Source organism: Hyphomicrobium sp. 99 (assembly GCF_000384335.2).
Taxonomy (GTDB): Bacteria; Pseudomonadota; Alphaproteobacteria; order Rhizobiales; family Hyphomicrobiaceae; genus Hyphomicrobium_B.
On sequence record NZ_KQ031382.1, the window covers coordinates 488493 to 509910 of the forward strand.

The 21418-nt window shown below is 59.9% G+C and carries 19 protein-coding genes; 13 read left to right on the plus strand and 6 right to left on the minus strand.

Annotated features, from left to right (window positions below; all coding sequences use genetic code 11):
- Positions 1–20: 20 nt before the first annotated feature.
- From G359_RS02660 to G359_RS20700, 3 genes are all read left to right on the plus strand, one after another.
- Complete coding sequence (locus G359_RS02660) at positions 21–821, plus strand: FHA domain-containing protein (RefSeq protein WP_045834869.1); 801 nt, start codon at positions 21–23, stop codon at positions 819–821.
- A gap of 7 nt (positions 822–828) precedes the next feature.
- The gene (locus G359_RS02665) at positions 829–1617 is read left to right on the plus strand and encodes a PP2C family protein-serine/threonine phosphatase (protein ID WP_045834870.1); all 789 of its coding nucleotides are present in this window, start codon (positions 829–831) and stop codon (positions 1615–1617) included.
- A 227-nt stretch (positions 1618–1844) separates the two neighbouring features.
- The gene (locus tag G359_RS20700; RefSeq protein ID WP_197077518.1) at positions 1845–2012 is read left to right on the plus strand and encodes a hypothetical protein; all 168 of its coding nucleotides are present in this window, start codon (positions 1845–1847) and stop codon (positions 2010–2012) included.
- Between the two features lie 76 nt (positions 2013–2088).
- On the opposite strand, the gene G359_RS02675 is transcribed toward G359_RS20700, so the two are convergent.
- Positions 2089–3285, minus strand: a complete 1197-nt coding sequence (locus G359_RS02675) for a cyclic nucleotide-gated ion channel (protein ID WP_045834872.1) — start codon at positions 3283–3285, stop codon at positions 2089–2091.
- A gap of 244 nt (positions 3286–3529) precedes the next feature.
- Between G359_RS02675 and G359_RS02680 the strand changes: the two genes are divergently transcribed.
- The 10 genes from G359_RS02680 (at position 3530) to hrpB (ending at position 16192) form a co-directional block, all read left to right on the plus strand.
- The gene (locus tag G359_RS02680) at positions 3530–5206 is read left to right on the plus strand and encodes a formate--tetrahydrofolate ligase (RefSeq protein ID WP_045834873.1); all 1677 of its coding nucleotides are present in this window, start codon (positions 3530–3532) and stop codon (positions 5204–5206) included.
- A 230-nt stretch (positions 5207–5436) separates the two neighbouring features.
- Positions 5437–6627 carry an MFS transporter gene (locus tag G359_RS02685; RefSeq protein WP_045834874.1) on the plus strand — a complete coding sequence of 397 codons (1191 nt, stop codon included), beginning with the start codon at positions 5437–5439 and terminating at the stop codon, positions 6625–6627.
- Positions 6628–6837: 210 nt separating this feature from the next.
- Entirely contained in the window at positions 6838–8232 is a 1395-nt protein-coding gene (locus G359_RS02690) for a circularly permuted type 2 ATP-grasp protein (protein ID WP_045837568.1), read from the plus strand.
- 7 nt (positions 8233–8239) lie between these two features.
- Positions 8240–9187: an alpha-E domain-containing protein gene (locus tag G359_RS02695; RefSeq protein WP_045834875.1), complete on the plus strand. Its 948-nt coding sequence runs from the start codon at positions 8240–8242 to the stop codon at positions 9185–9187.
- 9 nt (positions 9188–9196) lie between these two features.
- Entirely contained in the window at positions 9197–10009 is an 813-nt protein-coding gene (locus G359_RS02700; RefSeq protein WP_045834876.1) for a transglutaminase family protein, read from the plus strand.
- A 26-nt stretch (positions 10010–10035) separates the two neighbouring features.
- On the plus strand, positions 10036–10770 hold the full coding sequence (locus G359_RS02705; protein WP_045834877.1) for a proteasome-type protease: 735 nt from the start codon (positions 10036–10038) through the stop codon (positions 10768–10770).
- 223 nt (positions 10771–10993) lie between these two features.
- Positions 10994–12037, plus strand: coding sequence for a class 1 fructose-bisphosphatase (locus tag G359_RS02710; protein ID WP_045834878.1), 1044 nt, complete (start codon positions 10994–10996; stop codon positions 12035–12037).
- A gap of 54 nt (positions 12038–12091) precedes the next feature.
- The gene (locus tag G359_RS02715; protein ID WP_045834879.1) at positions 12092–12967 is read left to right on the plus strand and encodes a phosphoribulokinase; all 876 of its coding nucleotides are present in this window, start codon (positions 12092–12094) and stop codon (positions 12965–12967) included.
- Positions 12968–12989: 22 nt separating this feature from the next.
- Positions 12990–13664 (plus strand): ribulose-phosphate 3-epimerase, encoded by a 675-nt coding sequence (rpe, locus tag G359_RS02720; protein WP_045834880.1) that lies wholly within the window; start codon positions 12990–12992, stop codon positions 13662–13664.
- A gap of 59 nt (positions 13665–13723) precedes the next feature.
- Positions 13724–16192, plus strand: a complete 2469-nt coding sequence (hrpB, locus tag G359_RS02725; RefSeq protein WP_045834881.1) for an ATP-dependent helicase HrpB — start codon at positions 13724–13726, stop codon at positions 16190–16192.
- Between the two features lie 89 nt (positions 16193–16281).
- On the opposite strand, the gene glnT is transcribed toward hrpB, so the two are convergent.
- From glnT to G359_RS02750, 5 genes are all read right to left on the minus strand, one after another.
- Positions 16282–17589 (minus strand): type III glutamate--ammonia ligase, encoded by a 1308-nt coding sequence (gene glnT, locus G359_RS02730; RefSeq protein WP_045834882.1) that lies wholly within the window; start codon positions 17587–17589, stop codon positions 16282–16284.
- Positions 17590–17659: 70 nt separating this feature from the next.
- Positions 17660–18997, minus strand: coding sequence for an FMN-binding glutamate synthase family protein (locus G359_RS02735; protein ID WP_045834883.1), 1338 nt, complete (start codon positions 18995–18997; stop codon positions 17660–17662).
- A complete protein-coding gene (locus G359_RS02740) occupies positions 18997–19683 on the minus strand; it encodes a GltB/FmdC/FwdC-like GXGXG domain-containing protein (RefSeq protein WP_045834884.1) in 687 nt (228 codons plus the stop codon). The genes G359_RS02735 and G359_RS02740 overlap by 1 nt, the downstream gene beginning before the upstream one ends.
- Positions 19684–19706: 23 nt before the next feature.
- A complete protein-coding gene (locus tag G359_RS02745; RefSeq protein WP_045834885.1) occupies positions 19707–20603 on the minus strand; it encodes a class II glutamine amidotransferase in 897 nt (298 codons plus the stop codon).
- Between the two features lie 119 nt (positions 20604–20722).
- Entirely contained in the window at positions 20723–21388 is a 666-nt protein-coding gene (locus G359_RS02750) for a helix-turn-helix domain-containing protein (RefSeq protein ID WP_045834886.1), read from the minus strand.
- Positions 21389–21418: the final 30 nt, after the last annotated feature.

Below are 21418 nucleotides of genomic sequence, written 5' to 3' on the forward strand. Positions count from 1 at the left end.
CAAATGGGAGGGAGATTTTAATGACCATCGAGCGCGGGGAAACGACCGCAGGGAATGAGGCGAAAGCCGTGAAACCGCATAAATTTCTGGGCTCATTGAGGGACGCTCTCATGGCCGCGGGCCGCGATGACACGGTGCCCGCTGGAGCCGCGCGCGCGAACTCCGCCGTTCCTCCAGTGCCCGTTTCCGCTGTGCCGATCGCCGCGTCTGTAGAGAAGATCGCGCCCCCTCCCGTGCCGGCGCCCGAGATCCCAAGTGCCGAGGAAGCCGCGCGTTTGGCGCGCACACCGCCGGAGCCAAAAATGCCTGATCGCGTCGCAGCACCGAATGAGACGGATGCACCGCCGACAACCCGCGTCATTCGCCCCGAACCCGCCAAGCCCCGGAAAGCCGAGCCCGAGGCGCCCCCGCGCACGGTTCTCGTCCGCGGCAAGCAGAAGATCGAACATGGGGTGTTCGAGCGCGATCCCGTCGTCGGCTTCTTGATCGTCGTCGGCGGCCCGGGCCTCGGCTCCTACCGGCCGATTTTCGAAGGCAACAATACCGTCGGCAGGTCAGCCGATAATCGCATTCCGCTCGATTTTGGCGATGAGACCATCTCCAACGAAGCGCAGGCGTATGTGCGCTACGATTCGAGCGATCGGTCTTTCCTCTTCGTGCCAAATCTTGCTAAGACGAATGTCGTTTCTGTGAACGATAAGCGACCGGCTGGCCCCGTGCCGCTGCATCCGATGGACGTAATAACATTCGGGCGCACGCAAGTCGCATTCCTGCCGTTCTGCGGGAGCGATTTCGACTGGTCCGAGATATCCGAAGCTTAAGGATCGAATGCCGCCGTTCGAGCACGCAATCGCCGCAACGCGCGGAGCCAGAGATTATCAGGAAGATACCGCTGCCTTCATGTCTGATGGCAGCGAGCCTGTCTCTATGTCGAGCGAAGGTCCGGGCTACGACCAGGGCGGCTTCGCTGTCCTGGCCGATGGCATGGGTGGCCATACCGGTGGCGCACTCGCGAGCAAGACCGTCTGCGAGAACTTTTTGGAGTTCGTTGCCTCGGCCCAAGGCAATGTGGGCGAGCGCCTGATCTCTGGCCTGGGCGCAGCCAATGCTGCGGTCGCATCCAAAATCGCCGAGAACCCTCTTCTTGCGGGAATGGGATCGACGCTCATCGGCGCCGCCTTCGGACCGGCCGGCATCGAATGGGTCAGCGTCGGCGATAGCCCGCTCTTTCTTTTCAGGCGCGGCGAGGTGGCTCTCTTGAACGAGGATCATTCTCTCGCGCCCGAACTCGATAGGATGGTCGCCGAAGGCAAGTTGACCGCTGCCGAAGCCCGTCACGATCCACGTCGCCACATGCTCCGATCGGCGGTGACGGGTGAAGAAATCGATCTTCTCGATGTCTCGCGACAGCCGTTGAAACTGGAGCCCGGCGATTATGTCGTCCTGGCGAGCGACGGTATTGCGACGCTCGAAACGGGCGAAATCGCGCGCCTCATCCAAGGCTACGCGAAGGATGGTGCGGCCGCCGTTGCCAAGGCCATCATCCGATCGATCGAAGCAATGCGTGAGCCTTATCAGGACAACGCGACCGTGCTCGTCGTCAGAGCTGTCGGCTGAACGCCTTTCTCGGAAATTTTATTTTTTTCAAGCGTTGTTCCGCGTTTTCGACGAATCGCAAAAGCTATTTCGCGAGTGCCTGCAACGTATTGATCGAAATCGAATTCGCTTCGCACTCGCGAACCTTACGCAAATGTATACTGGCCGCCAGAAACCCGCAAAGAACCTCCCGTATTGAGCCCTGCGTTACGGCCGCTATGGCCGAAAGAAACGCGAAGGAGAGACATATGATTTCCAAGGTTCTCAGCGGCGCAGTGCTTGCTGGTCTTTTGTTGGCCGTTTCGGCTCCGGTCGTCGCTTATGCTGAAGATGCAGCTCCGAAGACCAAGGCCGACTGCAAGAAGGCCAAGGGCACGTGGGATAAGGCGACGAAAACCTGCACCGTGAAGAAGTAATTCGAGAGTTTTGATCTCGCAGAAAGCAGTGGGTTCTCGAACCCGCTGCTTTTTTGTTTTCACCTGAGCCAAACGTTCAAGTGTCGTCACGAAAGTTGGTGGCGAGATTGCGAATACGCGACGCGATATGCGGCTGCCTGGATGCGAGACGATAAAAATCGTCTCTTTGCAATTTCAGCAATCGGCATTTGGATGACGTGATGACGGCATCTCTATGCAAGCTTTCATCGAACATCGCCGCCACACCGAAGACATCGCCCGCTCCGTACACGCGCTCGCCGTCGTCGGTACGCGTTTCAAGTTTGCCTGAAGCGATAAAGTACACGGCATCGCCGGGCGCGCCCTTTCTCACGACTTCGAAGTTCGGCGGAAGATTGTGCGCCTGCAGAAGAGGCATGATCTCGGCGGCTTCCTTCGCATCGAGCCGCGCCAACAATGGCACGCGCGACATCAGCGACCACGTAACGACGAAGTCGCGCCGCTGCAGCTCTTGCGCGAAGCCCGTCGAAATGATGGCGACCGGCAGCGCGAGAATGCAAAGACCAGTGATCATCGTGATGCCGCCAATGACTTTTCCGAGTGCGGTGACGGGCGCCGCGTCGCCGTAGCCGACCGTTGTCAACGTCGCGATGGCCCACCACGCCGCGTCCGGCACGCTGCCGAATTTATCCGGCTGCGCGTCGCCTTCTACGTAATACATGAGCGTTGAGGAGAAGAGCAGCGCCGCTGCCAGCAGAAGACCGGCGCCGAGGAGGGCCCGGCGCTCATTCGAAAGCACGCGAATGAGCGTGTACATCGCAGGCGAGTAACGAGAAAGCTTCAGGAACCGTAGCAGCCGCAGCGTTCGGAGTATGCGAAGGTCGATCGCGAAGAGACCGCTGAGATAGAATGGCAGGATCGCGAAAAGATCGATGAGTAAGGCAGGTTGCCGCGCGAGTTTCAGCCGGGCTCGCCACGGCGAGGTGCGCGATAGATAGGGAACTTCGACGGCGGTCCAAAGCCTCAACAGATACTCGATGGTGAAAATCGCGACCGAGAAGCGTTCGAAATAATAAAATTCCTGGCTCCACGCCGCTCTGAGCTTTGGCACCGTCTCGGCAACGAAGGCGGCGACATTCAACAGAATGAGGACTACGATGAAGCCGTCGAAGATCCTGCTCGCCCAACTCTCGCCGTGCCCCGTCTCGATGATCTCGTACACGCGTTGGCGCAGCGTCCTGCTTTGCGACGCACGCGGCGAATAATCGAGCGAACGATCCGTGAGTTCCTGCAAGCGTCGATCCCCCTTGCGCGCTGTCGAGCCCCGATCCCTCAAATCTTCCCAGCACCGCGACGTGGGAGGATCTTGCGCCATTTAGCTAACTAAGGCATCAGCGGATGTCCCGCTGATCACCCAAGCCGAAATCGGATTTTTGGCCGCAGGTGCTTGGCGTGCAACCCTCGGCAGTCCAATATCGCGGCCCGCCCTAAAGCATTGGCACACTGCCAATAAAAAAAGATATCTCGGAGGAAAACCCGTGTCTGTGAAGTCCGACATAGAGATTGCGCGCGAAGCGAAAATAAAGCCCATCGCCGAAGTCGCAGCCAAAATCGGCGTGCCGTCGCATGCGCTCATTCCCTACGGCTGGACCAAGGCGAAGGTCTCGACCGATTACATAAATGAGATTCAGTCGAATAAAGATGGCAAGGTCATCCTCGTCACCGCCATCAGCCCGACGCCGGCCGGCGAAGGCAAGACGACGACGACGGTCGGCTTGAGCGATGGCCTTAACTATATCGGCAAGAAGGCGATCGCGGCGCTACGCGAACCCTCGCTAGGGCCCTGCTTCGGCGTGAAGGGCGGCGCGGCCGGCGGCGGCTACGCCCAGGTCGTGCCGATGGAAGACATCAATCTCCATTTCACCGGCGACTTCCACGCCATCACGAGCGCGCACAATCTGCTCTCGGCCTTGATCGACAACCACATCTACTGGGGCAACGCGCTCGGCATCGATCAGCGCCGCATCGGCTGGAAGCGCGTGCTCGACATGAACGATCGGGCGCTGCGCTCGATCGTCAATTCCTTGGGCGGCGTCTCGAACGGCTTCCCGCGCGAGGACGGATTCGACATCACCGTCGCCTCCGAAGTCATGGCGATCCTCTGCCTGTCGAAGGATCTGAAAGACCTTGAAAACCGTCTCGGCAACATCATCGTCGCCTACACGCGCGATAAGAAGCCGATCCGCGCCCGCGACCTCAAGGCCGACGGCGCGATGACGGTGCTGCTGAAGGACGCCCTGCAGCCGAACCTGGTGCAGACGCTCGAAAACAATCCGGCCTTCATCCACGGCGGTCCGTTCGCGAACATCGCGCACGGCTGCAACTCGGTGCTGGCGACGAAGACGGCGATGAAGCTTGCCGATTACGTCGTCACAGAAGCCGGCTTCGGCGCCGACCTCGGCGCCGAGAAGTTCTTCGACATCAAGTGCCGCAAGGCCGGCATTTCGCCGTCCGCCGTCGTCATCGTCGCCACCGTTCGCGCGCTCAAGATGCACGGCGGCGTCGCCAAGGATGACCTCAAGCATGAGAACGCCGCGGCCGTCGCTAAGGGCTGCGAAAACCTGAAGCGCCACATCGAAAACGTGAACAAGTTCGGCGTGCCGGCCGTCGTCGCCGTCAACAAGTTCATCACCGACACCGACGCCGAGATCGCGGAAGTGCAGAAGGCCGCCGAAAGCATGGGCACGAAGGCGTTCCTGTGCACGCACTGGGCCGATGGCGGCAAGGGCACGGAGGCGCTGGCGCATCACGTCGTCAAGGTCATCGACGAAGGCAAGGCGAACTTCAAGCCGCTCTATCCGGACGACATGAAGCTGCGCGACAAGGTGAAGACGATCGCGACGGAAATCTATCGCGCCGCCGACATCTCGTGCGATGCGAGCGTCGAAACCCAGTTCAAGGATTTCGAGGCCGCAGGCTTCGGGCATTTCCCGGTCTGCATGGCAAAGACGCAGTATTCGTTCTCGACCGACCCGACGAAGCGCGGCGCCCCGACGGGCCACATCGTGCCCATTCGTGAGCTTCGGCTGTCGGCCGGCGCCGAGTTCATCGTCGTCGTCACCGGCGAGATCATGACGATGCCGGGCTTGCCGAAAGTGCCAGCCGCAGACTCGATCCGCCTCGACGACAAGGGCCAGATTCAGGGCTTGTTCTAAATTTTCGTGCCGGCGGCCGGCTCCGCGTAGCGGAGTCGCCGGCACCAATTAAAAGATCTCTCGCCGGCGGCCGGCTCCGCGTAGCGGAGTCGCCGGCACCAACTAAAAATCAGTCGCTGGCGCCAACAAAAAGCCAGCACTCACATACCAGTCATACGGGGCAGGTCGTATCGCGGCCCGCCCCGTTCCTTTAGGAAGAACGCGCTTCCTTCCGAGTTGATCGCCGCCGAATGCGCCTTCTCCCCATTCTTGCCGCAAGCTGTTTCGTCAGTTCGATGTCGATGCGGATCCTCGATCCCGTCGTGCCGGACATCTCGCGCGACCTCAGCATCGATACCGCTTCCGTCGCGATGCTCGCGTCGTTCTTCGCCTTTCCCTATGCGCTCGCCCAGCCCGTGCTCGGAGCGTTGGGCGACGGCTTCGGCAAGTCTCGCATCATCAAGATCGCGCTGCTGATCGTTGCCCTGTGTCTGGCGGCCTCCGCCGCAGCGCCAACCTTCGATATGCTTGCCTTCGCCCGCCTCGTCGGTGGAGCGGCCGCGGGCGGGATCATTCCGTTGGCGTTTGCACTCGTCGGCGACGCATTCCCGATGATCGAGCGGCAGATCGCATTGTCCCGTGTTTTGACCGCGATCATCGCCGGCAATCTCGCGGGTCTGATCGGCGCCGGTTTCGTGGCAGCTGAGTTCGGCTGGCGGATCTCCACTTTGACCGCATCGGGTTTGGCGCTGACGGCTCTTGTCGTGACGGTGTGGGGATTGAAGCCGCCCACTCCCGCTCGACCTGTGGTGCGAGCACGCGGCGAGTTCTTCGACGGCTATCGGGCGGTCTTCGCCAATCCAAGATCCATCGTTTGCTTCTCAGCCGTGTTCGTTGAAGGCATCGTGATCTTCGGGCTCTTCCCTTACGTCGCGGCTCTGCTCGAGCAGCGTGGCGCCGGAGGCCTGAAGGAAGCTGGCATCGTCCTCTCGGGCTTCGCGATCGGCGGCTTCATCTACACCTTCATGGTGCGGCTGATGCTGGGACGGCTTGGTCTTTACAACCTGATCATGTCAGGCGGCATCATCTCTGGCCTCGGACTGGCCATGCTGTCGTTAGGCACGTCTTGGCCCGCGGAAATGGCGATGTTCGTCATCGTCGGCGTCGGCTTCTACATGATCCATAACTCGCTTCAGACGCAGGCGACCGAACTCGCACCTCGCTATCGCGCCTCAGGCGTTGCCGCGCATTCGTTCTTCGTGTTCTTGGGCCAGGCCTTCGGTCCGCTGGCGTACGGGTTCGGTCTCGCCAATGCCGGCACGCTTTGGACGATGGTGACCGCGGGTAGCCTGATGGGCCTGCTCGGCGTCGTCACCGCTTGGGGCTTGAAATCGAGAGCGGCATCGCCTGTCCCGGGTGGCGCCGATCCGGCCCGGACTTAGAGCGCGAGCAGGCATTGCCAAGGCCTTGGGGCAATGCCGGAAATTTATGCTAAGAAAACCCTGAACTGCATATTTCAGAAGCAAATATGTGGTGATGTTACGAGGTAGACCCAGCATTTCCGGGCTTCGCGGAAACTGGCCTAGGGTTTGCGATGCCTATCCGAAAAGAATCGTGACGGGAGGGTGGTCTTGGTCGCGCCATTCGACGAAATGAACGGCTTTGGCGGTGAAGTTCGCGCTCCTTATCGCGCGCTCGCCGATTGGCTAGGCGTCCAGCACCTCGATACGCTTCGACAAAAGTCGGCCGAGGCGGAGGTGCTCTTTCGCCGGTCCGGCATCACCTTTGCCGTCTATGGCGCCGAGGAAGCTGGCGAGCGCCTCATCCCCTTCGATATCCTTCCCCGTATCATCGCCGCCGAGGAATGGCGCCGTCTCGAACTCGGCATCGAACAGCGCGTCAGAGCGCTCAATGCGTTTTTGTACGACATCTACCACCGTCAGGAGATCCTGAAGGCTGGCAAGATTCCCGAAGAGCTCATTACGCAGAACTCGGCCTTCCTGCCCGAGATGATCGGCGTAGACCCGCCGCGCGGTGTCTACAGTCACATCATCGGCGTCGATCTCGTCCGCACCGGCGAAAACGATTTCATGGTTCTCGAGGACAATACGCGCACCCCGTCCGGTGTCTCCTACATGCTGGAGAACCGCGAGACGATGATGCATCTCTTCCCCGACCTCTTCAGCCGCAATCGCGTGCGGCCGGTCGAAAATTATCCTGACGCCCTGCTGAAGACCCTCGAAAGCGTCGCGCCTGGAAATCTCGATGCCGAGCCGACGATCGCGCTGCTGACGCCGGGCGTTTACAACAGCGCCTATTTCGAACACTCGTTCCTCGCCGACCAGATGGGCGTCGAACTTGTCGAAAGCACCGATCTCGTCGTTATCGACGGTCTTCTTCGGATGAAGACGACCGAGGGGTTGAAACGCGTCGACGTGCTTTACCGGCGCGTCGATGACGATTTCCTCGATCCGCTTGTATTCGATCCGACGTCGCTGCTTGGCGTGCCGGGAATATTCGATGTCTATCGCTCCGGCCGGGTGACGATCGTCAACGCACCGGGGGCGGGCATCGCCGATGATAAGGCGATCTACAGCTACATCCCGGCGATTATCGAGTTCTATACCGGCAAGTCTCCGATCCTCCCCAATGTCGAGACATACAACTGCCGTGAACCGTCGAGCCTCAAGTATGTACTCGAACATCTCGCCGAACTTGTCGTCAAGGAAGTTCACGGTTCCGGCGGCTACGGCATGCTCGTCGGCCCGAAGTCGACCAAAGAGCAGATCGAAGCTTTCAGGGCGAAGCTGATCGCCAATCCGACGAATTATATCGCCCAGCCGACGCTTGCGCTTTCGACATGCCCAACGCTCGCCGACTCGAGCGTTTCAGCACGGCATCTCGACTTGCGCCCATTCGTGCTCATTGGCGATCAGGTGCGGCTGATGCCGGGAGGGTTGACCCGCGTTGCTCTTAAAAAGGGCTCGCTGGTTGTCAACTCGAGCCAAGGCGGCGGCACCAAGGATACTTGGGTGCTGCAGGAATAGTTTCGGAATGCTTGGACGTACGGCAAACGATCTCTACTGGCTGTCGCGTTATATCGAGCGCGCGGAAAACATCGCGCGTCTTCTCGAGGTCGGCTATCGCATCGTGCTTCTACCGCGCGAGGGCGAAAGCTTTCACGAGGAATGGCGATCGACGCTTGAAAGCGCGGGCTGCCTCCAGGGCTACGTGCAGCGGCACGGCGAGCTCATGTCGCAAAACGTCATCGACTACATGCTGTTCGATACGTCGAATCCGTCGAGCATAGCATCATGCCTCGCAAGCGCGCGTCGCAACGGCCGCGCACAGCGCACGGCTCTGACGCGCGAAATGTGGGAAAGCCTGAACAGCGCCTGGCTCGAATTCTCCGCGATCCGCCCCGCGACCGTCACGTCGAATTCACTTCCCGAGCTTCTTGATTGGGTGCGCTCGCGCTCCGCGCTCTATCGCGGCGCTTTGCTGAACACGATCCTGCGAAACGATACATATTATTTCAGCCAGGTCGGCACGTTCATCGAGCGCGCCGACAGCACCGCGCGCATCCTCGACGTCAAATATTATCATCTCTTGCCGTCGAGCGAGATGGTGGGTAGCGAAAAGGACAATTATCAGTGGGCGGCGCTGTTGCGCTCGGTGTCGGCGCACCGCAGCTATCGTTGGGTCTTTAAGGATCACTACCGCCCGCTCAAGATCGCGGATTTCATGATCTTGAATCGCCAGATGCCGCGGTCCCTTCGCTCATGCTATGATGAGTTGACGGCGGCTCTTCGGGACCTAGCCGTGTTTTATGGTATTCGGCACGATTGCCAAACGACAGCTGAGGCGACGCGCGATCTCTTGCTCGAAGCCGACATGCGCAACATTTTCCAATCCGGACTGCATGAGTTCGTGCAGGATTTCATAGGACGCAACAACAAGCTCGGTAACGAGATCTCCGCCGCTTATCATTTTAGCGATTGAGGATCGACGATGCGCATTTCGATTGGGCATGTGTCGCGTTACGTTTACAGCGAGCCGACACGATATTCCATTCTGGCTCTGCGCCTCACGCCGCCATCATTTCAAGGCCAGCGCGTCGTCGAATGGCGCGTCAGCGCTCCCGGCGTCGACGCGGTAAAAGGCTTTCGCGACGGATTTGGCAACCTAGTCCAGCTTGCGAGCTTCACGGAGGAACACTCTGAAACTCTGATCATCGCGAAGGGTGTCGTCGATACGGAAGATCGCGCAGGTGTCGTGCGCGGATTGGCCGATCCGGCGCCGGTCAGGGTTTATCGCCGCCAGACTGCGAAGACGACGGCAACCGACGAAATTCGTGCGCTCTGCCGCGCCGCAGGCGCTAAGCTCGACATCCGCGGAATGCATAATCTGATGCATGCCGTACGCGACGCCGTAGACTACAAAATCGGTGCGACAAACGCGCATACCACCGCAGCCGAGGCATTGGCGGAAGGCAAGGGCGTCTGTCAGGATCACGCGCACGTCTTCATCGCGGCCGCGCGATCGCTCAATATTCCGGCCCGCTACGTAAGCGGCTATTTCCTATCCGGCGCGGGCGAACCCTCCGACGCTAACCATGCGTGGGCGGAAGTCTGGCTTGAAGGGCTAGGATGGGTTGGCTTTGACCCGGCTAATCGGATATGTCCCACCGAGAAGTACGTGCGGCTCGCTTCGGGGCTGGACGCGACATACGCGGCTCCCATTCGCGGCACCCGTAAGGGCATCGCGAACGAAGAGCTTGACGTCATCGTCGAGGTTCAGCAGCAGAGCAGCCAGCAACAGTAGCTGCCTGCTACTCCGGAGATTTTTGTATGACATACGCGGTAGCGTTGCGGCTCGAGGCCGGGCTCGTGTTTGCCGCCGATACCCGAACGAATGCGGGCGTCGACAACATTGCCCAATATAAAAAGCTCCAACTCTGGCGCCGCCCGGACGACCGCGTGCTCGTTCTCCTGGCCGCAGGCAATCTTGCCGTCACCCAGGCCGTCGTCAGTCTGCTGAATGAGCATCTGGCGGAAGAGACGGGTGAAGATTCAGCGACGCTCTATACGGCGCCAAACATGTATCGCGCCGCGCGCGTTGTTGGGGACGCTATTCGCGAAGCACGTCGCATCGATGGCGCGGCGCTCGAGGCGAGCAAGCTCGGCTTCAACACGAACTTTATCTTCGGCGGCCAGATCAAAGGCGAACGACCGCGCCTCTTTCAGATCTATCCGGAAGGAAATTTCATCGAGGCGACGGACGACACGCCATTCTTTCAAATTGGCGAGCACAAGTACGGCAAGCCGATTCTCGATCGCGTCGCGCGTTCGGACATGCGTCTCGGCGAGGCCGCAAAGCTGATACTTTTGTCGTTCGATTCCACGCTTCGATCGAACCTATCCGTCGGCATGCCGATCGATCTCGTCATGTACGAGCGTGATACCTTGGACGGAACGCGCGAGAAGCGCATCAGCGCGGACGACGAATATTTCCGCAACCTTTCGAGTGCCTGGTCCGATGCGCTGCGTCAGGCCTTCTCCAAGATCGAGGAGTTTGACGTCTGATCTCGCTCCACTCGCGGATGTGATTGATTAACGCCCATAAACCGTTGCGACGCTGAATTAGACCGCGTCGTCTGCTCGATCGAATTTATGTTGCACCCCAGCAAAAATGCGGGGGACTTGCCTATGCATGTTTTGCGTTGAAAGTGCAGTCTCGCTTCTGTCGATCAAGTAAGCTTAGATGTGTCCAGCGCGGTGAAGGGCAGGTGAGCGCTGGAAGGATACAATGGGCTTCCCGACACTAAAGGAACATCTCTCGAATTGGACGCTGGATGGCCGCACGCGTGGGCAGGTGGCAGACACCATTCTCGCCATCGCTGAAGCGAGCGCGCGTCTTTCGGAAGTCGTCGGACGGGGAGCACTCGGCGGAAAGCTCGGTCGCGTCGTCGCGCGTGCCGGCGAGCTCGACGAGCAGAAAGAAGTCGACGTCCTCGCCAATGGCATGATCATCGATGCGTTGAAATCTCAGCCCGTCGCGGCGCTTGCGACAGAGGAAGCCGAAAAACCCGTCGCGATCCAAAACGATGCGCCCCTTTTGGTCGCGACCGATCCGCTGGACGGTTCCTCGAATGTCGACGCCAACGTCTCAGTCGGCACGATCTTCTCTATCCTTCCGCGCCATCCGTCGTCGACGGGCGAGGCAGCATTTTTGCGGCCGGGCTCACATCAGCTTGCGGCGGGCTTCTTCGTGTATGGCCCACAAACGGTCTTGGCGCTGACGGTCGGCCACGGCACTCAAATCTTCACCCTCGATAGGGAAACCCGAACCTTCCATCTGACGACGCGCAATGTCGCGATTCCGCCGGAAGCTGACGAGTACGCAATTAACGCTTCCAATGCTCGCCACTGGGATGATCCCATCCGCATCTATATCCACGACTGTGAAAACGGCGAGAACGGACCCCGCGGCCACGATTTCAATATGCGGTGGACGGGCTCGCCGGTTGCCGACATTTACCGGATCCTCTCCCGTGGCGGCATTTACCTTTATCCCGGCGACCGCCGGAAAGGGTTCCACCAGGGTCGCATTCGGTTGATTTACGAAGCCAACCCGTTGAGCTGGATCGTGGAGCAGGCAGGCGGACGAGCAACGACTGGAAGAGATCGCGTGTTGGACGTCGTGCCGGCCGCGCTCCACCAGAAAACGCCGCTGATCTGCGGCTCTCGCGATGAGGTGGATCGAGTTATGCGCATATACAGCGGCCAGGAATTCAAGGGTGAGCGCTCGCCGCTATTCGGTCGGCGGGGTTTGTTCCGCGCGTTGCCGTGAGCTTTTAAGCCGAAAGCTTTCCATCCCTGAACCGCAGCCCATCGAGCCTCCGCAATGTCGATTAAGCATCCGATCATATCCGTCACCGGTTCTTCAGGCGCGGGAACGACGTCGGTACGGCAAACCTTCGAAACCATTTTCCGCCGCGAACACGTGCGGGCCGCCTTCGTCCAGGGCGACGCCTTTCACCGCTACGATCGCTGCGGCATGGAAAAGGCGATGAAGGCAGCAGCGAAGCGCGGCAATCATAATTTCAGCCACTTCGGCCTCGAGGCCAATCTGATCGAGGAGCTCGAAACGCTCTTTCGCACGTACTCCGAAAGCGGCAAGGGTCTTATTCGCCATTATGTGCATGACGATGTGGAAGAGCGTGCGCTCGGCGCGCCCGTCGGCAGCTTTACGCCTTGGACGGAGATCGAGCCCGACACCGATCTTTTGATGTACGAAGGCCTCCACGGCGCCATCGTCACCGGAGGTTGCGATGTTGCGCGCCACGCCGACCTGAAGATCGGCGTCGTGCCGGTGATCAATCTCGAATGGATTCAGAAGATCCAGCGCGACCGTACCGAGCGCGGCTATACGACCGAGGATGTGACGCAATCGATCCTCAGGCGCATGCCTGACTACGTGCAGTACATCTGCCCGCAGTTCACGCAGACCGACATCAATTTTCAGCGAATTCCGACGGTCGATACATCGAACCCGTTCATTGCGCGCTGGATACCAACCCCCGATGAATCGATGGTAATCATCCGCTTCAAGGAGCCGCGCGGCATCGATTTCGCGTATCTTCTGTCGATGATCCACGACAGCTTCATGTCGCGTGCCAATTCCATCGTCATTCCTGGTAGTAAGCTCGATCTTGCCATGCAACTCATTCTAACGCCGCTCATTCTACAACTTGTCGAGCGCCGCCGCCGAGTGATGTGATCGAACCCGCGAAAGGTCTTCCGTGTCCCGCCCTCTCTTGATCGCCCCGTCCATTCTCTCGGCCGACTTCAGCAAGCTCGGCGACGAAATCCGCGCCGTTGACGCAGCAGGCGCCGATTGGATCCACTGCGATGTGATGGATGGACATTTCGTACCGAACATCACCTATGGCGCCCCGGTCATAAAGGCCGTGCGCGGCGCATCGAAAAAAATCTTCGACGTGCATTTGATGATCGCGCCCGCTGATCCCTATCTGGCGGACTTCGCCGCCGCTGGCGTCGATATCATCACGGTCCACGCGGAAGCTGGCCCGCATCTCGATCGTTCCTTGCAGGCTATACGAGCGCTGGGCAAGAAAGCCGGTGTGTCGCTCAATCCGTCGACGCCCGAAAGCGTTATTGAATATGTTCTCGACCGTCTCGATCTCATCCTGGTGATGAGCGTCAACCCGGGCTTCGGCGGCCAATCGTTCATCCCGGCCGTCGTCGAGAAAATTCGCCGCGTGAAGGCGATGGTCGGTTCGCGCCCCATCGATATCGAGGTTGATGGCGGAGTGACGCCGGAGACCGCACGTCAGGTCGTCGAAGCCGGTGCCAACGTCCTGGTGGCAGGTTCGGCCGTCTTCAAAGGCGGCACCGAACAAAGCTATCGCGCCAACATGGATGCCATCAGAAACGCGACGCGGCTCGAGGTCTAAGAGAACAAGGTCCGAAACGCCGCTTGAATTCGGTACCGGCGAGCGTATTTCGACGGGTCATGACTCAAAGCAAATTTTCCGATCCGCTCCCGATCGACGATGTGCTCGACGAAATTCGAGCAGCGCTTCTGTCCAGTGGAACCGCAGTGCTCGTCGCGCCGCCGGGCGCGGGCAAGACAACACGCGTGCCGCTCGCCCTTCTCGATGAATCCTGGACCGCTCATGGCAAAATTCTCGTTCTTGAGCCGCGCCGCATTGCGGCCCGTGCCGCCGCGGAACGGATGGCCACGAACATTGCCAGTCGCCTCGGCGACAAGATAGGTCTGCGCGCGCGCCTCAATTCCAAGACAGGCCCGCACGTCGCCGTCGAAGTCGTGACCGAAGGCGTCTTCACGCGCATGATCCTCGACGATCCCGAGCTCAAGGGCGTCGCAGCGGTTTTGTTCGACGAGTTCCACGAGGGCTCGCTCGACGCCGACCTCGGATTGGCACTGGCACTCGACGCGCGTTCGGCGCTCCGGCCCGATCTCAAAATCCTCGTCATGTCGGCCACGCTCGAAGCCGCAAACGTCGCGAAGCTGCTCGGCGACGCGCCGATCGTCAGGAGCGAAGGCCGCGCCTATCCCGTCGAAACCCGCCACGTGGCGAGGCGCGCGAATAGGATCGAGGACGATGTCGTCGATACTGTGAAGCGGGCGGTTGCCAATGACACGGGCTCGATCCTCGTGTTCCTTCCTGGCCAAGGTGAGATCGCGCGCGTTGCCGAACGCCTGAGCGCGCATGCTTTGCCAGCAGACGTAGACATCGTTCCGCTTTACGGCGGCCTCGATCCCGCCGCCCAGGATCGCGCCATTTCGCCGGCAAAAAACGGCCGCCGCAAAGTCGTTCTCGCGACATCGATCGCAGAAACGTCGATCACGATTGAAGGCGTGCGCGTGGTCGTCGATAGCGGCGTCGCGCGTGTTCCCCGCTTCGAGCCCGATGTGGGCATCACCCGTCTCGAGACAGTGCGCGTATCGCGCGCTTCGGCCGATCAGCGTCGCGGCCGCGCGGGACGAACCGCACCGGGCATTTGCTATCGCCTGTGGGACGAACCTGAGACGCAAGGCCTCGTGCCGTTTGCCGAACCCGAAATTCGCTCCGCTGATCTCTCTAGCCTGATGCTCGACTGTGCAGAGTGGGGCACGAACGATCCGCGCTCGCTGAAATGGCTTGATCCGCCGGCCGAAGGCGCGCTCGCGGCGGCGCGTACCGGTTTGCAAGCCGTCGGTGCGCTCGATGGAGAAGGCAGGATTACGGAGGAAGGAAAGCGGTTGCGCGCGCTGCCGCTTCCGCCGCGCTTAGCGCGAATGGTGCTGAAAGCCGGCGACAACGGCGACGCTCGGACAGCCGCAGAGCTGGCGGCAATCCTCGTCGAGCGCGGCATCGGTGGCAACGATCTCGATCTTGCGGTTCGCCTCGAAAATTTCCGCCGCGATCGCTCGCAACGGGCAGAAAGCATGCGCGCACTCGCGCGTCAGTGGGCGCGAACAGGAACCGCTGCAGCACCGAAATCCAAAGAGACTTCGCCAGCGGCACTCCTCGCACTCGCTTATCCTGAACGAATTGCGAAGAACCGCGGAAAGCGCGGCAGCTTTCTTCTCGCGAATGGCAGAGCTGGGATTCTCGACGATAGTCATCACCTGGCCTCCGCGCCCTATCTAGTCGTTGCCGAGCTTCAGGGACGCGCAGCCGCGACGCGGATCATGCTCGCGATCGCAGCGGAGGAAGCGGAGATCGAAGTATTCGCGGCTGACCGAATAGAGACGAGCGACGAGGTCGTATTCGACAAGGACGCCCGCGCCGTGCGCGCACGCCGAACGCGCCGCCTCGGTGCCATCGCGCTCAACAGCGAGCCGCGCCGTCTTCTCCCAGACGAAGATGTGTCTGCCGTCCTCGCGCGAGGCTTGGGAGATCTCGGAGCGGAAGCCCTGCCATGGACGAAGGCGCAGCTTCAAATGCGCAGTCGCATCGCATTCCTCCGCAAAGGCGACGACACATGGCCGGATCTGTCGGACGCAGCTTTAACGGCATCGATGGACGAATGGCTCAGCCCTTTTCTATCCGGCAAATCGCGGTTTGCTGAAATCGACGCCGACACCTTGGACGCCGCGCTGACTTCTTTGGTGCCGCGCCAGATGCGCGTGCGCCTCGATGCCGAAGCGCCAACGCACTTCGACGCGCCGACGGGCAACAGATTTGCTCTGGACTATGATGTCGCGGATGCCCCGGCGCTGCATATCCGTGTCCAGGAGCTCTTTGGACTGAAGGAGCATCCCGCTATCGCGCGTGGTCGCCTGCCCCTCACGCTGCACTTGCTGTCGCCTGCGCATCGGCCAATTCAAATCACCCGCGATCTACCAGGCTTCTGGGCAGGCTCTTGGAAAGCGGTGAGAGCCGACATGCGCGGCCAATACCCCAAGCACGTCTGGCCTGACGATCCCGCGAACGCGAAGCCCACGGCGCGAGCGAAGCCGCGAGGAACGTGAGCGGAGGATTCTAGCCGAAGCCTCGCACGCAAAAAAAAGCCCCGGCCAAACGGCAGCCGGGGCAGGTTCTCGTGGAGGAACACGATTAATTAGCAGTCCAGCGTGTGGTCACGCTCCCACGTCGTGAAGTGAGACGAGAAAGCATTCCAGTCACGCAGCTTGAGCTTGATGTAAGCCGCCGAGAACTCTTCGCCGAGAGCGGCCTTGAGCGAAGTGTCCTTATCGAAGGCGCGGATCGCATCGAGCAAGTTCAGTGGCAGGCGGGGAGCGTCCGTCACGGTATGCCCGTCCTGGTACATGTCGATGTCGTACCGTTTGCCCGGGTTGGCCTTCGTGCGAATTCCGTCGAGGCCCGCGGCGATGATGATGGCCTGCAGCAGATAAGGATTCGCGGCGCCGTCCGGTAGGCGCAACTCGAAGCGGCCCTTGCCCGGCACCCGGACCATGTGAGTCCGGTTGTTGCCGGTCCAGGTGACGGAGTTGGGCGACCAAGTTGCGCCCGACGTCGTGCGCGGCGCGTTGATGCGCTTATAGGAGTTGACCGTCGGGTTGGTGATCGCGGCGAGTGCTTCGGCATGTTTCATGATGCCGCCGAGGAAGTTGTAGCCCTGCTGCGAGAGGCCCATTTCATCGTGGCCGTCGTAGAACATGTTCGTCTTGCCGTCTTTGTCCCAGACGGAGATGTGAGCATGGCACCCGTTACCGGTCAGTCCGGGGAACGGCTTCGGCATGAACGTCGCGCGCAAGCCATGCTTTTCAGCAATCGAGCGCGTCATGAATTTAAAGAACGAGTGTCTGTCAGCCGTGATCAAGGCATCGTCGAAGTTCCAGTTCATTTCGAACTGTCCGTTCGCGTCCTCGTGGTCGTTCTGATACGGGCCCCAGCCGAGCTCAAGCATGTAATCGCAAATTTCTGCGATGACATCGTAGCGGCGCATCAATGCCTGTTGATCGTAACAGGGCTTTCCAGCGGTATCTTTGCTATCCGATATCTCGGTTCCATCCTGCGAAATCAGGAAGAATTCGGCTTCAACGCCGGTCTTGACGTAAAGGCCAAGCTCGGCGGCTTCCGCCATTACCTTCTTCAGCACGACGCGCGGCGCCTGCGGAACATGCTTGTCTTCCATCACGCAGTCGGCGGCGACCCACGCGACGTCTTTCTTCCACGGCAACTGAATGACCGACGCCGCATCCGGCAAACCAAAGAGATCGGGATGCGCCGGCGTCATGTCGAGCCAAGTCGCAAAGCCTGCGAAGCCTGCGCCGTCTTTCTGCATGTCGGCGATGGCAGATGAGGGAACAAGTTTAGCGCGCTGTGAACCGAAGAGATCGGTATACGAGATCATGAAGTAGCGAATGCCACGCTCTTTGGCGAGCTGGGCGAGATCTAGAGCCATTGGTCTTTCCTCAACGCTTGCGTTTCTTTGTTCGATTTATTGACGGACGGAGGCCAAAAAAAGGGGCGGCTTATAAGCCGCCCGATCCTGATACTCCGGGTATCCATGACGTTCCTGCGAGGGGGACGCGAGCCATTGCAGCCGCTTCGATCGTCAGCGCACAGAGATCTTCGGGCTCTAGATTGTGGATGTTGTTGTGTCCAGCTGCACGAGCAATCGTCTGCACTTCGAGCGTCATGACCTTCAGGTAGTTGGCAAGGCGGCGTCCGGCCCGAACAGGGTCGAGGCGCTTCGAGAGTTCGGGATCCTGGGTCGTAATACCCGCGGGATCGCGGCCCTCGTGCCAGTCGTCATAGCTGCCGGCCTTGGTGCCGAGCTTCGCGTATTCGGCATCAAGCGCCGGATCGTTATCGCCGAGAGCTGCAAGCGCAGCGATGCCGATCGATACCGCGTCGGCCCCGAGAGCGAGCGCCTTAGCGACATCGGCGCCGTTGCGGATACCGCCGGAGACGATGAGCTGAACTTTCCGATGCATGCCGAGGTCTTGCAAAGCCTGAACGGCTGGTCGGATGCATGCGAGCGTCGGCAGGCCGACATGCTCGATGAATACTTCCTGCGTGGCAGCCGTGCCGCCCTGCATGCCGTCGAGAACAATGACGTCGGCGCCAGCTTTCACTGCGAGAGCGACGTCGTAGTAAGGCCGCGTGCCGCCGACCTTGATGTAGATCGGTTTTTCCCAGTTGGTGATTTCGCGAAGCTCGAGCAGCTTGATTTCGAGATCGTCCGGACCCGTCCAATCGGGATGACGGCAAGCCGAGCGCTGGTCGATGCCCTTCGGCAAGTTGCGCATTTCGGCAACGCGATCGGAAATCTTCTGACCGAGCAGCATACCGCCGCCGCCGGGCTTGGCGCCCTGACCGACAACGACCTCGATGGCATCCGCTTTGCGCAGATCATCAGGGTTCATGCCGTAACGCGACGGCAAATACTGATAGACGAGCGTTTGCGACTGGCCGCGCTCTTCCGGTGTCATGCCGCCGTCGCCGGTCGTAGTAGACGTACCTGCGATCGTCGCGCCACGGCCGAGCGCTTCCTTTGCGTTTGCCGACAGTGCGCCGAAGCTCATGCCTGCAATCGTAATCGGAATTTTCAACTCGATCGGCTTCTTGGCGAACCGCGTACCGAGTGTAACGCTCGTGCTGCAGCGCTCGCGATAGCCTTCGAGCGGGTAGCGCGATACGGAGGCGCCGAGAAAGAGAAGATCGTCGAAGTGTGGGACACGGCGCTTCGCGCCGCCTCCGCGAATATCGTAGATGCCTGTCGATGCCGCGCGCCGGATTTCCGACAGCGTGTAGTCATCGAATGTGGCCGAGGGGCGGGGTGTGGTAAGCGGGATTTTCGGCGACATCAGTAAGCATCCGCATTGTCGATGTTGAAGGTATAGAGCTTGCGTGCAGAGCCATATCTCCGGAACTCCGAAGCTTTGGCGTCCTTGATACCGGCGTTCTTGAGGAGATTCGTAAGCGCCTCTTGATGCTCGGGCCGCATCTCTTTCTCGATGCAGTCGGCGCCAAGACTTTTCACTTTGCCGCGAACGAAAAGCTTCGCCTCGTAAATTGAATCGCCGAGAGCGTCGCCCGCGTCACCTAGAACAACGAGGTGACCTGACTGCGCCATGAACGCTGACATGTGACCGATATTGCCTTTAACGACGATATCGATGCCCTTCATCGAGATGCCGCAACGCGAGGAAGCGTTGCCTTCGATGACAAGGAGGCCGCCACGGCCGGTGGCCCCGGCGTATTGGCTCGCATCGCCTTTGATAACGACGCGTCCCGACATCATGTTTTCGGCAACACCCGGACCCGCCGAGCCGTGCACGGTTACGGTCGCCTTCTTGTTCATGCCCGCGCAGTAATAACCGACGCTACCGCGGACATCGACATTGATGGGAGCATCGATACCGACGGCGATGGCATGTCCGCCGCGTGGATTTAGAATTTCCCACTGAGCTTCGTTAGAGCCATCGGTCTGCCGGTGTAGCGCTTCGTTAAGTTCGCGCAACGGGCTCTGAGCCAGATCAAACGTACGCATGAGTTCCCCAATTAGCTGCTGCATCAGCGTTCCCAGAAGTAGACGGTTGACGGTTCCGGTTCCCAGACCTTCGCCTTGTCAATTCCCGGCAAGCCTGCGAGCGCGCGATATTCGGAACCAAACGCAACGTAGTCGTCCGTTTCCGCCATGACTGCTGGTTTGCACGCGATGGGATCGCGCACGACGCCGAACCCCGTCTTCGTACCGACGACGAAGTTGAAGAAGCCGTCGAGATCATCGAGGCTCTTCTCGAGAGCTTCGCCGAGATTCAATCCCTGCTTCATGCGCCACGTCAGATAGGAAGCAGCGACTTCGGTGTCGTTCTCTGTGTTGAACTTCATGCCGTCGCGAATGAGTTCGCGGCGCAGGCTGTTGTGGTTCGAAAGCGAACCGTTGTGCACGAGGCATTCATCCGCTCCGGTGGAGAAGGGATGCGCGCCGAGCGTGGTCACGGCCGACTCGGTGGCCATGCGCGTGTGTCCGATCGCGTGCGTGCCGGACATGTGCGCGAGATCGAAACGCTTTGCGACCTCGTTGGGGTAGCCCACTTCCTTATAGATCTCGATATTCTCGCCGGTCGCCATGGTGCGGATCGAAGGGAAGTCCGCCTCGAGCATAGCTTTGACGGCCGCGAGATTATCCGTGGGAATGCTGAGAACAGCGTGCGTATCGTTGATGCTGAGCTGAGCGTCGGACTTCTTGTCCTTTGCGAGCGCAGCCTTGAGCTTCGGGAAATCCTCCGCGGCAGCCGGTGACTGCAGCGTGATTTTCGTACGTCCCTCAGTTCCAGAACCGTAGACGGCGAACCCGGCCGAGTCCGGCCCTCGCTCGCACATCGTCGACAGCATGCGAGAAAGTAGCTCGCCGAGCTGTGGTTCCATTTTTGGGTTTTTTAGAAAAAGTCCGACGATGCCGCACATGATTTGCCTCCAGACCGGGCCGCGAAGGAACGGATCTAGACCTTAATCGTCGGTCATATAAATGTCAACTGAGAAGAAAGAAGTTTTCTTAAAAGGAAATGCCCGCTCACCAGATTTTGTCAGGGACGCGGATAGATGATGATCGAAAGGTAAGTCATCGGCGTCTTTATGAGGCGCGCGGGACCATGAGGCGCGGCGCTATCGAAAAGGATCGCGTCACCAGCGCTCAGGTGATAGCTGCGGTCGGCATGAGCGTATTCGACTTCGCCCGTAAGCATAAAGATGAATTCGACGCCTTCATGCTGAAAACCAGTATAGGCAACCGCGTCATCGGTGAGCGTGATGAGGTAAGGCTCGATAATGACGGGACCGTCGAGCGAGTGGCCCAGAAGCTGATACTGATGCCCTACTTTGGTCCCGCGCCGGCGTATCACAACGCCTTCTCCGGCCTTCACGTAAGAGCAATCTCGGCGCTGCTCGAAAGAAGCAAACAGAACGGTCAATGGAATATTCAACGCTGAAGCCAGCATCTGCAAAGTGCTGAGCGATGGCGAGATTTGGCCGTTTTCGATCTTCGACAACATGCCGGGAGAAATCTGGGCAGCGGTCGCAAGCTCCGCGACCGTCAATCCCGCATGTTTGCGATGGTGGCGGACCTGATGTCCGATCGCTTGTTCTAATGTGTGTTCAGCAGCGCCTGGTGCATTCGAACCGGTCGCAAGCGATTCAGGCTCTAAAACGGTAATAGTGCTTTTGCGTGTTTTATCTGATGCTTTATCTGACATGAAAGACCTTCCGCCCGGATCCGGCGGTTC